This is a genomic window from Flavobacterium sp. C4GT6, assembly GCF_036347315.1.
In the GTDB taxonomy this organism is placed as follows: domain Bacteria; phylum Bacteroidota; class Bacteroidia; order Flavobacteriales; family Flavobacteriaceae; genus Flavobacterium.
The window spans coordinates 425761-440120 of record NZ_JAZGZU010000002.1 but is presented as its reverse complement, the minus strand read 5'-3'; the positions used below and the strand labels follow the sequence as shown (position 1 = coordinate 440120).

General features: G+C 41.2%; 3 protein-coding genes and 1 pseudogene. All 4 read right to left on the bottom strand.

Features of this window, described 5'->3' with window-relative positions; translation table 11 throughout:
• Positions 1-4178, bottom strand: a pseudogene (locus V3Z67_RS04395) (hypothetical protein); the annotation flags it as partial.
• Between the two features lie 97 nt (positions 4179-4275).
• Positions 4276-6135 carry an OmpA family protein gene (locus tag V3Z67_RS04390; RefSeq protein ID WP_330442155.1) on the bottom strand — a complete coding sequence of 620 codons (1860 nt, stop codon included), beginning with the start codon at positions 6133-6135 and terminating at the stop codon, positions 4276-4278.
• Positions 6136-6159: 24 nt separating this feature from the next.
• On the bottom strand, positions 6160-7095 hold the full coding sequence (locus tag V3Z67_RS04385; protein ID WP_330442154.1) for a PorP/SprF family type IX secretion system membrane protein: 936 nt from the start codon (positions 7093-7095) through the stop codon (positions 6160-6162).
• Between the two features lie 79 nt (positions 7096-7174).
• Complete coding sequence (locus tag V3Z67_RS04380) at positions 7175-14263, bottom strand: choice-of-anchor J domain-containing protein (RefSeq protein WP_330442153.1); 7089 nt, start codon at positions 14261-14263, stop codon at positions 7175-7177.
• Positions 14264-14360 lie beyond the last annotated feature (97 nt).

Sequence of the window (14360 nt, the reverse complement as noted above, 5' to 3'; positions counted from 1 at the left end):
TAGCTCGATGGGTTCGCAATTGGGGTAGCAGCTCCCGGCTCATAGTAGTTTACCGTATAGCCCAGTCCTACGCCAAACGGACCTAATATTGTGTTGTCCATTACCGTAAGGTCAAACTCGGCCTGTGCGTCATTCGGTAGGGCTTCGTTACAAATCGTAAGCACCGGTGGAGTGGTAAGCGCCAGTGGCGTGTTTACATGAAGGGTGAAGGTCGCAATGCTGTAGCAGCCTGTAGCGATATCCTCTACCCTTACCCAGATTACCTGACCGTCAGCACCGTTGTAAGCTGTGGCGTTGGTGATTCGTGGTGCTCCTGCCTCAGCCGCAGCTTCGGTAGTAAAGTAATGGATCGTATAATCGGCATCCGTGCCGTCCAGGGCATCAAGGATGATAGCATCATGAATGGTAAGGTCGATAGCCGTTACTCCGTCCTGATCGTTGTTGTCCTCATCACACAGGGTGATATCTTCAAGATCCGGTAGTTGAGGAGCATCCACTACTACAAGGTCTAAGGCATAAGCCGTAGAGGTATAACAACCTGTTACCGTATTTTCAACCCTTACATAAACGGTTTGAGCATAGGCTAAGGTATTGGTATAGTTATCAGGGTTAGGGATTGGGTTTAATCCGCTCTCTGCATCGATAGCGGTTTCATGGAAGGTAACCAAAAGGTCTTCTCCGTTATCTACCATATCTTCTACCAGTGCTTCAAGGTCAAACTGGGCAAAGCCGTCACCGTCAGGGTCACATACCAGCAGGTCTTCTGCAGATGGTGGTACAAGTACCGGTAGCGGAGCTACCCTGATATCAAGCAGTACGATTCTGTAGCAGTCCGTAGCTTCAAAGGTTACTCTTACATAGATCGCCTCAACCGTACTCTGGTTGGTGTAGGCCTCTGGGTTAGCAATGGCATTGGCGCCCGCCTGGGCATCCGCTAAGGTATGGTGGAAGGTAAGGTTAATACCGTCCTGAGTGCCGATAATCTCTTCTGTTTTGCTCGTTAGGTCAAACACTTCTGTTTCATCAGGCTGACCGTTTACTGTATTCTCATCACAAAGCGTGTAGGGTGTAGGCTGGTTGGCCTGCGGTAGCGGGTGAACGATAAGTTCAAGCTCCACTACATCATAACAGCCCGTGGCGTTATTGGTGACTCTGATGTATACAATACCCCCTGTGCTGGTGTAGTTACCGGGGGTGGCGATTGGAGCTGCATTGTTAGCAGCGTCATCTGCGCTCTCATGGTAGCTTACACTGTATTGTGCAGGGTCTAATAGTCCCAGTACTTCCGACTCTACCGTAGTTAGGTCAAAGATGCCTTCGCCGTCGGCATCGTCAAGACCGTTATCACACAGTCCGTAGGACTGTGGTGTGGTAGCCTCAGGCACAGGGTGAACGATTAACTGTAGCTCAATTACGTCATAGCATTCTGTTTGCCCCGACTGTAATCTTATGTATATAATTCCTGAAGGGTTATTTACAGGAAGATAAATATATTCTGTTGTATCTGTTATAGCATTGGTAGCCATATCAGCGTCATCCTGTGTTTCGTGTGCCGTAGCAATAACACCCGGCATTTGAGCTTCAAGATCATCAAGCACTGCCTGAAGATTAAACTTAGCCGAACCGTCACCGTTAAGGTCACACTCTTCAAGAGCATCAGGGTTTTCACCTATAGGAGCCTGAATTACCTCTAACGGAACTGTTATCACTACCCAACAACCTGTTGTTGTAGCAGTAACTCTAGCATAGATATTCGTAGTTGGAAATACATATACAGCTGGCAACTCATCTGCTGGGTCGCCTATCTCGGCTGCGCCCTGGGTAGCAAAGTAGCGTACTGTCATTCCTGCCTGTCCGCCTGTTACAGCAGTATCATGGTTATGCAGTATAAAGTCGGCCTGACCACTAACTTCTTCACAACCTGCAAATACAGGAGCTGGATTATTTATAACCGGTAAAATATTTACAACCGTATTGAAAGTCGTAACAGAAAAACATCCGTTAGGATTTTCTGATCTTACATAAATAGGTTCTCCACCTGACTGATAGTTTACAGAATCTGTAATAGCGTTTGCAGAAGTAGTAGCATCTGCCAGAGAGGTATAGTAACTAAGTGTAAACGAACCTATCTCGGCAGCTCTTGTGGTAAGGTCAAATATCTCTACATTATCGCCATCAAAATCACATAACTCGTAATCAGAAATTACCGCCGGCACCTGTGGCGATGGGTTAACTACTAAGTCAAACGAAGTAGTAGCATAACATGCCGTATTAGCAGGATCAACTACTCTTACAAAAATAGTTTGTCCTCCCGGTACTGTATTAGTATAGGCTGCAGGGTTTGCTATTGCAGAAGTGTCTGCATCTGCATCTATTTGGGTAATAAAGAAAGAAACCTGATAAGAGGCATTATTCCCTGTAATTACGTTAATAGTTGAAGTTAAATCAAACTGCATTAATCCGTCGGCATTATCATCACAAACCACCTGAGGAGCCGGAGCTGTTACGGCAGGGGCATTTGTTGCAATAAGATCTATAGTGGTAAATGAAACACACGAAGCACCACTACCTACCTCTACCCTTACAAAAAGGGTTTGGTTTGCCAATGCACTTTCATAAGGAGATGTAATCGCACCCGTATCATTATCGGCATCTGCCTGAGACATGTGGTAAGTCAAAACAAAAGTTCCTGCTCCTGTTATGGTATCATTATTACTTTCTAAATCAAAAGAAGCCACACCAGTATTACCATCAATACATTCATGCATTGGTTCGGGCTCTGTTAATACAGGAGCGCCTGTTACCTCTAAAGCATCGGTTTCGTTAAGTGTTACTGTACAAAAAGGAGCCTGAGCATCTGTTACATCTATAATTACAAAATCAGTAGTAGCAGTAAGAGCCGGTAGTATTATTGTACCCTGGCCTGTACCGTCAAGAGTAATTGTTTGGGAAGGGTTTGAACCTATGGTATAGTTTACTGTTGCATTTGCAGGACCTGTTAAAGTAATAACACCGTCATCATCTGAACATACCGGACCATTTGTAGTAAATACCAGCGGTTCCATATCGTTTACATTTATAGTAACTGAAGCGGATAAAGACTGGCTACATACCACAGTACCATCTGAAGTAGTTATGTTAGCATCCTCAAGCGTATAAGTAGTATCCTGCATATAACCCTGAGTTATAGTAAAAGAACCATTAGCATCAAGAATTGCCGATTGTGGCGCACCACCATCTATATTATAATTGAAGTTTGCATTTGCAGGACCTGAAAAAGTTACTGTTACATCGGCTCCCGGACAGGCGTCTTGTGGAGAAGCGGTCACCGTTATATTTGGTAAAGGATATACTGCTATTGTAAAATCAGTAATAGAAGAACATCCTGTAGTATTATCTGTAACCTTAGCATAAATTTGCTGAGGATTAGATGTATTTGAAATAATATCACTTAACGGAGAAGTACCATCTACCGCATTTGCAGCACTGGTAAAAAACTCAATTGTATTATTTGTAGTATCGCTATTTATTTGAGGCTTTAAAGCACCTAAATCAAAAACTCCAACATTAGGATTATTGCTACAGGTTCTCACCTCATCAAGTTGGTTTGCATCTGGTGCCTGAGGGAAAGCCCCGTCTCCAAAAGTTGCAGTACCTGTCCAGTCTATCGAAAAGCCTCCGTCACCTATCGGTCTGTCTATTACAATATAATAGGATTGCCCCGGTGATACCGTAAGCCATCTTACATATCCGTCACCATCGGCACCGGGACCAGACTGTGTAATTAACGTATTACCATTCATCCCGGTATGGTTGTTAGTTAAACCAGCCATTACAGGGTTAGTGGTACAACAACGTATAGGCGCACCAAGAGAGCCACATTCGGCATTAGCGGGATAAACCCAAAAATCATAATCTACATTAATATCAGTATCGTCAGGCACTAAGTCAAACCCAAGGTTTCCGGCTTGTACAATATTGATTTTAATCCAGATAGAGTTGTTTTCAAAACCGCCACATCCGGTAACTTCCTGAACTTGGCCAATACCATTGGCATTTGAGACAAATGTGCCGTTCCCACACACTGTAATTGCATTAACACAATCATTTGGTTCGCCCTGAGCAAAAGCAGTAAATACTGACAGGAACATCAGGCACGAGGCAATAATCTTTTTCATTTCTTTTAAGCCTTTTTTAAAAACGGCAAAAATAGGTGATTTAAACCTGAAAACCACCTATTTTCGCCTTTGCAATCTTTATTTAACAGTAGTTATACTACTTCTTAACAATCAAAAACTCCGAACGACGGTTCGCAGCGTTCTGATTATCGGTACAATTTTCACCGCAATTTACCTTTGGCTCTGTCTCTCCAAAACCTTTTCCTGTAATACGATCTTTACTAATACCTTTTGAAATTACATAAGAAACTGTTGCCTGTGCTCTCTTTTCAGAAAGCATCATGTTGTATGAAGCACTACCTTTTGTGTCGGTATGGGCTTTTACATAAATTACCATATTAGGGTAATCGTTCATAATCTCTACTAACTTATCCAACTCCTGAGCACCTTCTCTTGTAATGTTGCTCTTCCCGAATTCAAAGTTAATATCAGCCAGTTCAATATGAGTTTCCTTAATCAGTTCGTTAACCGGTTTTAATGCTACCGGTACCGCTACCTGTTTTTCCTGCGTTTTTGCAATGGCAAATGTTGCACTATCATACCCTTCTTTTGAAACTTCAAGTACATAATCAGTATCACAATCCACATTATAAAATGCAACACCATTACTACCCGTTTGTTTTGTTTCAATCACATTATTACGGTTATCTAATATGGCTACTTTGGCATCAGCCAGAAGTTTACCAGTCTTTATATCTGTAACAGTTGCAATCGCTTCTACCCTACAAACTGGATTTGCAGTATAAATATTGTCTGCACCACTACGATTTGATGAAAAATATCCTACATTTTTTTGAGTATTGAAGCTAAAAGAGAAGTCGTCTTTCTCACTGTTAACTGGTTTACCAAGGTTAACAGCCTCTCCACCTTTGTTTAAATCGGCTTTAAAAATATCGAATCCGCCATATCCTGGACGCGAAATAGAAGCGAAATAAAGTACATTATCATCTGTAATGAAAGGGAAATTCTCCTTACCCGGAGTATTAACCTCTTTACCAAGGTTCACCGGAGCACCATAAGTACCATCGCTGTTTACACTTACTTTCCAGATATCTGTATCTCCAAGTCCGCCCGGCATATTTGACGCAAAATAAAGCGTTTTACCATCGGCACTAAGGCTTGGACTACCTACAGAGTAAGAAGTACTGTTAAAAGGCAGTGCTATAATGTTTTGCCACTTACCATCTGTTTTAGTCGCTTTGTACAAACCAATTTGTGCCAGCTTAACTTTACTCCCTTTTACATAGTTACCATCTGCATGACCGTCTCTGGCAAAGTATATGGTGTGCCCGTTGGCACTAATAGTAACAGGACCATCATGAAAGCGTGTATTCAGTTCGTTTACAGCAACAGCTTCAGAGAACGAACCATTTTCATTTCTTACTGCACTGTATATATCTATGTATGGCTGACCATAATCATCGGTAGCCGAAGTGTTTCTTGTACTTACAAAATAAAGTGTGTTATCGTTTGCCAGTACAGCACCAAAATCACTTTTATCTGTACTGTTTACATCTGCCTCCGCAGCATCAAAAAGCTTGTTTTGTTTGTTTAATGCGGGAATGTAATCCGGATTTGATTTGTGTAGCTGTGCTCTCTGATCGTTAGGAAGCATTGATGCAAACGTATCCATTTGTCGGTTAGCCTCGGCATATTTACCCTGAGCCCTTAAAGCTACCGCATATCTGTAATAAGTTTCAGCATCCTGTTTCTCTTCAATGGCTTTTGCATACCAAGTGGCAGCATCGGGCATATTAAAAACAGAATAGTAACTGTCTGCCAGTTGCTTATACACATAAGCATCGGCTTTGTCTTTGTTAACTAAACCAAGATACTCTTCTATAGCAGCTGTATACCTTGAGTTTTCATAAAGAGCATCTGCCTTCTGAGTATCTTTAGTTTGGGAATTTCCGTACAGTGCCATTAAAAGCCCTGCTGCGATATATATTTTTTTCATATTAAAAGAGTCTCATTTATCTGGTTAGAAGAATCTTGGTGAAACAGATACTTTTTTCCTTTTGTTCAAATCAAATAAAAGCATTACCTCGTGTGATGCCGGTGTAGTAACATTAAGATCAGACGTTACATGATCGTAAGCATAACCTATCCTTATACTTGGTGTAACAGCATAATTAACCATAGCACCAACCGAGTCGTCCAGCCTGTAAGTACCTCCTACTTCAAACTTATCAAAGAACAAAAAGTTTAACGATAAATCAAGCGAAGTAGGCGCATTAAAAGCCGACTTAAGCATCGCAGAAGGTTTCATTTTTGTGTTTGCCGATAAATCGAACACATAACCTCCTGTTAGGAAATAATGCTGAACTTCAGACCCGAACTGTCTTTCGCTTCCGTCTTCTCTAACATCAAGATGCTTTGTTTTTAGCATGTTTGGTACCGAGAAAGCCAGGTAATATTTGTTTGTATAGTAAAACAAACCTGTACCTATATTAAAATAAGTATTACTTGTGTTTTCTTTAAAAGCAACATCTGATGTTGATGGTACATACCCATCGCCAATATCGCTAAACAGTCCTACATTCTGGAAAGTAAGACCTGCCTTTAAACCCAAGGCTAACTTGTGCTCCCCTCCTAAGTCAAGTGTATAAGAGAAATCTCCGTAAACATTGTTTTCCTCTACCGGACCAATTTTATCGGTTATGGCAGATAGCCCTAAACCTACATTTTTACCCACAGGGCTATGTAATGAAAGTGTTCCTGTTTTTGGAGCCCCCTCGATATCTACCCACTGTGCCCTGTACAGTAATCCTCCGGAAATACCTTCCTTAGACCCCGCATAAGCCGGGTTTACCACATTCATATTATACATGTACTGTGTATAATGAGGATCCTGCTGCGCTTTTGCACTAAATACAGCCGCAAAAGCTATAGCCATTGTTATATATATTCTTTTCATTGAAGTATGTCGATGTGAAATGAAGATTAATAAAAGCCTGCCTGCCTTAAACAGACAGACAGGCTGCCTTTACTAAATATTAATATTCCCTGCTTATGTAAACCCAACCGGTTAATTGCTCACCGTTAGATTTTGTTAAGCTATAGAAATATGTACCGTCAGGAAGGTCGTTACCTTTTTTATCCTGACCATGCCACTGGTTAGTGTATCCGTTACCTTGCTCGAATACCTGCTTACCATAACGGTTGAAGATAACGATCTCACTAACCCCTAGGTCAGTTAAATCAAATGTATCGTTATCTCCGTCACCGTTTGGAGATATACCACGTGGTATCTGGCACATCATTGTTTCTACTGTGTAAGCTGCCTCACCTGTACATGAACCTGCAGTTACTGTTAGAGTAAAGCCTAACGGAAGTTCAAGTGTACTGTTTGAAGCAAAGTATTCAGACACGTTAAATTCTGCACTGTCTGAACCTACAGCTATACCATCTTCATTTCTCCATATATAAGTCACATCGTTACCAAAAGTACCGTTTGCTGCAGTAGCAACTAGCCAAGTGCTGCTGCCTCTACACTCCTGATCTATACCTACCGAAAGATCTCCTACAACAGTTAAAGTTACAGTATGAGTTCCGCCTACATTACATGTAGCCTCATCAGCCTCAATAGTATAAGTAACCGTATATGTACCGGCTGTACTAGCCATAGTATCTATCTCACCCGTTACCGGGTCAATCACAAGCCCTGCATCTGCAGTAAACACACCACCGGTTGTGAAACCTGTTTCGGTTTCCGGTAATACATTTCCACTGTCATAGCAGTAAATGCTGTTATATGTAAATTCAACTACCGGAGTAATTGCACCTACAAGCTCAACAGTAGCAGTATATGTACCGACAGCTGTACAGGTTACAACATCATTCTCAAAAGTGTACACAATTTCGTGAGTACCTTCGGTAGCAGTTGTAAGATCTACAATACCTGTTTCAGTATCTACAGTAAGTGTTGCAGATGTAAATGTTCCGCCAAAAGTGAAGTCTGTACCAATATTCGGGATTAGCTCATCACCAGTATTGATACATGAAGGAGAATCATAACTAAACTCAACCACAGCAGCAACAGGCTCATTGATAACAACATCAATTTGTGCTCTCTGTCCTTCACAACCTTCAGCATTTACATAAGCCACATAGTATGACGTTGTACCTACAGTCTCTGTAGAAGGCACAGGTGCTTCAGTTTCTGCAGTACCTTCAGTTGGTACAGTATACCAAGCTAAAGTATAACCTTCAATCTCTGTAGCAGTTAATGCCTCAGCAGTTGCTCCCTGGCAGTACTCTACCGGAGAGGTCACCTCAGGAACATCATCAACAGCGATATTTGTAATCACTAAATTGTTTTCACAGTAACGTGTATTCCAGTAGAATGTATAATCACCCGAAGCTATAAGTCCACTAACTGTTGTAGTACTGTTTGCAGCATCTTCAAACACAACTTCTGTAGGGTTATTTTCATCGGCACTCCACTCACCTACACCTTTAGCTTCAAGTGTAAGGGTATCTTCGGTACAATCTAAAGTTAAAGGCTCTGTAACAATCTCGTTATTTGCTGTAATGCTTACTGCATCTATAATGTTACCAATTGCGTTGTCTTTAGATCTGAATATGAATCTTGTTACATCCTGTCCGGCAGGAACATTGTATTCACCTTCATATACAGCCCATGTTACTGTACCTGCCTGCTCTACAAGAAGCTCAAACGGACCAGCAGGAGGACCTGCATATAGTTGTACTACTGTACCATCTGTTCTTGAAAGGTGAGCAAAGCTATAGTTGTAAGTTACTACCTCAGAACTATCGAAGTCCTGGTATGTACCTTTAATATTTACTAAATCATCCGGGTTTGTTGGTTCAGAACTATCTGCAGACACTAACTGGATTGACTGACCACCTTCATAAGGAGTATAGCCTATTACACCAAATTGATCACTAAAGAAGATTGTATTATAAAGAGAGGTATCTTCTTCAGTAAGATTGTTTCTCCATCCCGGTACTACATGCTGATCGTAGAAGTTGTTTATACCAAAAACAGATGGAGGAGTTTCAAACCCACCGTTAATAGCATCTAAAGCACATAAATCCTGCGGAGTAGTAATACACACATCAAAAGTATGCTCGTTTGGAGCTGTACCGTTAAGGGTTAATCTCACTTTATAAGTATCACCTACTATAAGCTCAGAGCTATATGCTGCAACTATAACATTATTTTCAGAACAAACCAGTTCTTCAAGTACAGTACCGTTTACATGGTATAGTGTCATTGTTACGTTTGCATGTGGTGGGTTACCACCACTGTAGTAGTATGAACCGGAGAAGTTAGTTAAACTAATTGTATGAACTTTAGCAACAGCATCAAACTGCAACCAAACATCACCGTCGTTGGCACCCGCACAAGTCATTGGCGCAGGTGATACAGTAGCATTGATAAAGCTTATTTTACTTACTGATTCTTCACAAGTCTCAGTACCGTTTACAGGAACTACAAGTGCTGTATCTGCAGAATCGTTTCTAACAAATTCCTGCGGACCAGACCAGAAGCTCTCATCTCCTTCCCCACATACGGCTCTTACAAAAAACTCATAAGTACCTTGTTCAGGCATATTGAAATCGGCTGCCGATGGAGTGTAAGAGTTAGTATCAACGATAATGCCTGATTGTGGTAATGTACCGTTATCTAATGGCTGAAGGTAAACTTCCCATTGTGTTTCGCTACCTCCTGCTGTCCATGAAAGTACACCGTTAGCATCTACAGTAAGTGCTGTAGGCTGCGGACAGGTAACTGTACTACATGAAGCAAAACCATTGTAAAGAATAGTATTCATTTGATCTAACGGAGACGGGCTTGTCCAGATTGTTGAACCACCCTGCGCTATTGTAATCACTGCACTTGAACTACTACCCGGAACATAAGATCCTAAACCATCCCAGTAAACAGAGAATTCAACTCCGTCACACAAGAATACAGGAACCGTAACCGTACCTGCACCAGAACCAGGTAAATCAATAGTAGTTACTACCAGTTCATTCTGGATAATCTGTAACTCACCAGAGAATCCTCCGGCATCGTTAGTAAGCGTAAATGTATACTCACAAGCAGTAGCTAAAGGACATAGTGTTGTAAACACAAAAGGCCCTACCCACTCGCTCTCTTCTGTATCACTACATACTGCTCTTACATAGTACTCGTATTGAGAGGCAGCTGTAAGTCCGTTAACTGTTGTTGGGTTAGAATCGACCGTAGATAAGTATTCCGGATCACCATCTCCTACAGGAGCACCCATACCTGCCGGTTGTACATAAATATCCCAAGCTGTTTCATCACCATTGGTATTCCATGATAATTGTACAGACGCATCGGTAATAGAGTTAACCGCAAGGTTATTTGGAGCAGCACACGTAGGAACATCTTCTATAACCACATTGTCAATAAGTAATGTCTGTCCTCTGTATCCCAGCGGGCTAGGCTCTCTTTGAGGTATTACCCATGCAATATTAATATCTCCCGTTATACCCGCAGGAAGATTAAGTATCATTTCCTTCCAATATGGGTTATTTATAGGGTTTGGATCGTCATCACTATTATAAAGTACAGTAGTAAACTCAGACAGTTCGTTACCGTTTACAGAAAGTCTTATCTCTAAATCTTCCTCAAAATACTCACTGTATGTTCTGTATTGGAATCTTAATCTCTGACCTGCAGTAACCGTAATGGTTGGTGAAATTAAGTAGTCATCATTATTACCATTTGAACCTGAGAAAATACCTGCCGAATGAATCCCTTCAAAAGCATCTAATGTAGCATCAAGCGTCCAGGCAAATGAATCAGAGTTTTCGTTTACAGATCTCCAACATTCTTCAGACTCTGATGATGGTTCAAATGTTTCAAGGAACGGTGTAGTAAATGCCTCACATAATGTTGTGAAGGTGTATGGCCCTACCCATTCACTCTGGTCTGTATCATTACAGTATGCTCTTACGTAATATTCGTAAGTTGTATTTGGCAATAAGTTAGCTGCCGGATAAGGAGTATTGTTAGTAGTTTGATTACCAGTATCAGTATCAGCCGGAACACCTGTTCCCTGTTGCTGAACGATTACCTGCCATTCGGTCTCCATAAAACCGGGAGTCCATGCAAGTACTGCATCTGTTTGAGTTATGTTTGAAGCAGTTAACTCACCATAGTTAGGCATAGGACAAGCCGGTGCTTCGTCTATCCTTACATCTTCCAGTTGGAATACCGAAGTACCTTCTACTGTTGAGAATGTAGGCGGAACCCTAAACGCAATGTAAACAGGACCGTTTGCATTGATGTAAAGTGACTTCTCTATATAATCAGTATTAGTAAACTCCATCAAAGGCATAATCTCTGTAAAACTAGCAGGATCAGTATCTGTAGTAGACATTAATACCTGTACCCCAAATCGTGGATTAGGGAAGAAGAAAGAGAATGCAGCCCTGTATTTGAATTTAAGTTCTTTTGTACCAACTACGTTGATAGCAGGAGAAATTAACCAATCGTCAAATACCGGTGTACCAAAAAACGGGTTACCCTGTATTGCCGCTAAAGTAGTAGTGAAGTTCCACTGTGCACCATCTGCATTAGCGTCAAGTATAGTCCAGCAGAATTTGTGTGAGTTTTCAGTATCTGCCGTATCAAAGTTCTCAAAATAAGGAACATCAAATATTCCACACTCTGTAATAAACACGTATGGACCAACCCAGTTACTCTGATCTGTATCATTACAGTAAGCCCTTACATACACATCATATTGTGTAGAGTGCTCAAGATCTGAAACCGGATAGTTAACATTATTTGTTGTAAGGTCACCCGAATCAGTATCTGCCGGTGCAGCTGTACCGGTAGGCTGTACAATTACTTCCCATTGTGTTTCCTGGAAACCTTGTGTCCATGATAATGTAGCCGAATCAGTAGTAATATCTGCAGCAGCTATGTTAAGCGGATCCGGACATGCAGGAACGTCTTCAATAAACACATCATCTATAGAGATTCTTGTAGCAACACTACCTGTCCCCGGAGTTACAACAAATGCAATATTTGCTGCACCCGTTACTGTAGTTGGAATATAAATTATTCTTTCCACAAAACCTGTGTTGGTTATTTGGGTTTCCGGCATAATAACAGTAGTGAACTCGTCACCACCAATACCTGTCGTAGAAAGTTTTATAGAATAACTTGAAACACCATTTGTACTTCTGTCTTTAAAACGAATTCTTTTTTGAGCTCCTGTAAAGTTAAATTGCGGAGTAACAAGCATATCGTTATTAAAATCAGCATAAGTGTTGGTTTGCAAAGTAGCATAACCTCCAAGGTATGTCCATTTTAATCCATCTGCATTAACATCTACAGATGTCCAGCATACCTGTGGTGCAGTAGCCGATGTACCTGCAAAGTTTGTAGTATAAGGAATATCAAACACATCACATTGTGTAGTGAATTTGTATGGATTACTCCATTCACCCGGAGTGCCACCACATACCGAACGTACATATAAATCGTAAGCAGTACCTGCCGTTAAGCCGGTTAATGGATTATCAATATTTGTAGCTGTACTGTTAAGCCCTGATGTAGGTGCAGGAGACCCTGTAGGAACAGCAGCATATTCCCAGTTTGAAACTAAGTTTGCTTCGTTATCCCATGAGAAGGAAACAGTATTTTGTAACAAATGAGAATATGTAAAGGATGCTGGTGGTGCACAGGTAGAAAAATCTGCTGTGAAATCAAAACACACACTCGCACCATTAGTATAATTTGAAGAAATTACAATTACATACGTTTGCCCAGCCTGTACAAACAGGTTAGAAACATAAGCAGGAGTTGCTGTAGCGGTTGTTATAGTACCACCTATACATTGTACGCCAACATCGGCACAACTTTCATAAACAAATACTCCGGAACCTGAATTACCAAAACACCCGGTACCCGAAGCAGAAGGTAAAGTAGTTTGCGACAGGTTAAGCAGCCCATCCTGAGACGGCGTGAAAGTCAAAAATGCTTTATCTCCGTTTAAGTAGTTTTGAGTTACTCCAGCAGGCACACAGTCGGTACCCGGAGTAGTATACACTAAATCTGGATTTACAAATGCATTAAGGTTTGAAGAAAGCGTAAATGTATTACCGTCGTCCGGTATAACAATAGGTGCCTCACAAGATGTACCTAAAATAGCAGTTGTCAGGTCAAAAGGGCCTGCCCATGTACTCTCTGTAGTGGTACATATAGTTTTAATATATACATCATAATCAGTTTCTGCTGTAAGTGGACCAGCCGAATAGGTATTATCGGTTGGTGTACCTACAGTTCCGGGAGTAGCACCATCGGCAACAATCTGGATTTCAAAGTTAGTAGCCGTTGGGTGTGTCCATGTAAGTTCAGCAGTTTCGGTAGTTACAGAAGTAACCGTAAAATCAGCAGCCAAAACAGGATCACATACCTCAGCCGATTGTACTCCTATATTATCAAGGTACCATGTATCAGCATCCGGTGTAGCACCCGGCTGATCGTTAACCAAAACAAAAGCTATATAAACACTTAAACCGGGAGCAATAGATCCCGGGATGGTTACAACCTTCTCTTCATAAGTTGTAGAAATCTGACTCTCTGTCCACGTGGCTAAAGTAGTTGTAAAGCCCGAAATATCGGTTTGACCCGCCGTGGATAGTTTTACCTGGTAAACATTTCCATGTTCTGCCGCATCACCCTGCTTAGTAAAAAAACGAATCTCACCGTTTGCAGGAACGGTAACCAATGGCGTTACCAAATAATATTGTGCTGTGTTACCCGCGCCAATATTCTCGGCAGTTGGATCAATAAAAGCAGCTCCTGTGCTTAAATTGTATCCGTCTGTAGAAATACCAAAAATAGATGTACCCACTGTGTTGTTTGCCTGTGCCCAAGCTGCAGGTATACCACTTTCAAAATCTTCGGTAGCTAATTGCGCATTTGCATTAATGCCAAAAAGGACAAAAAACATCAAAATGGATACTTTCCCAAAAGAGTTTTTTGGAACTACCGGATGGAAAATCCCCAAGAATAATTTCGGGAAATTAACCAATAATAACCGTAACGTTATTAGTAGTTTTTGATTCATAGTTAATAGTGTTAAGAATAGTTAATAGCTTGTGTTAATTACGTAAACAAATATTAACAAAAAGAAAACACCATTATAATAGTATCCTTTTAGAATT

What these genes read in the sequence shown, in the direction of transcription:
- V3Z67_RS04390 (WP_330442155.1), bottom strand. Translation starts at nt 6,135, where the DNA reads ATGAAAAAAATATATATCGCAGCAGGGCTTTTAATGGCACTGTACGGA.
- V3Z67_RS04385 (WP_330442154.1), bottom strand. Translation starts at nt 7,095, where the DNA reads ATGAAAAGAATATATATAACAATGGCTATAGCTTTTGCGGCTGTATTT.
- V3Z67_RS04380 (WP_330442153.1), bottom strand. Translation starts at nt 14,263, where the DNA reads ATGAATCAAAAACTACTAATAACGTTACGGTTATTATTGGTTAATTTC.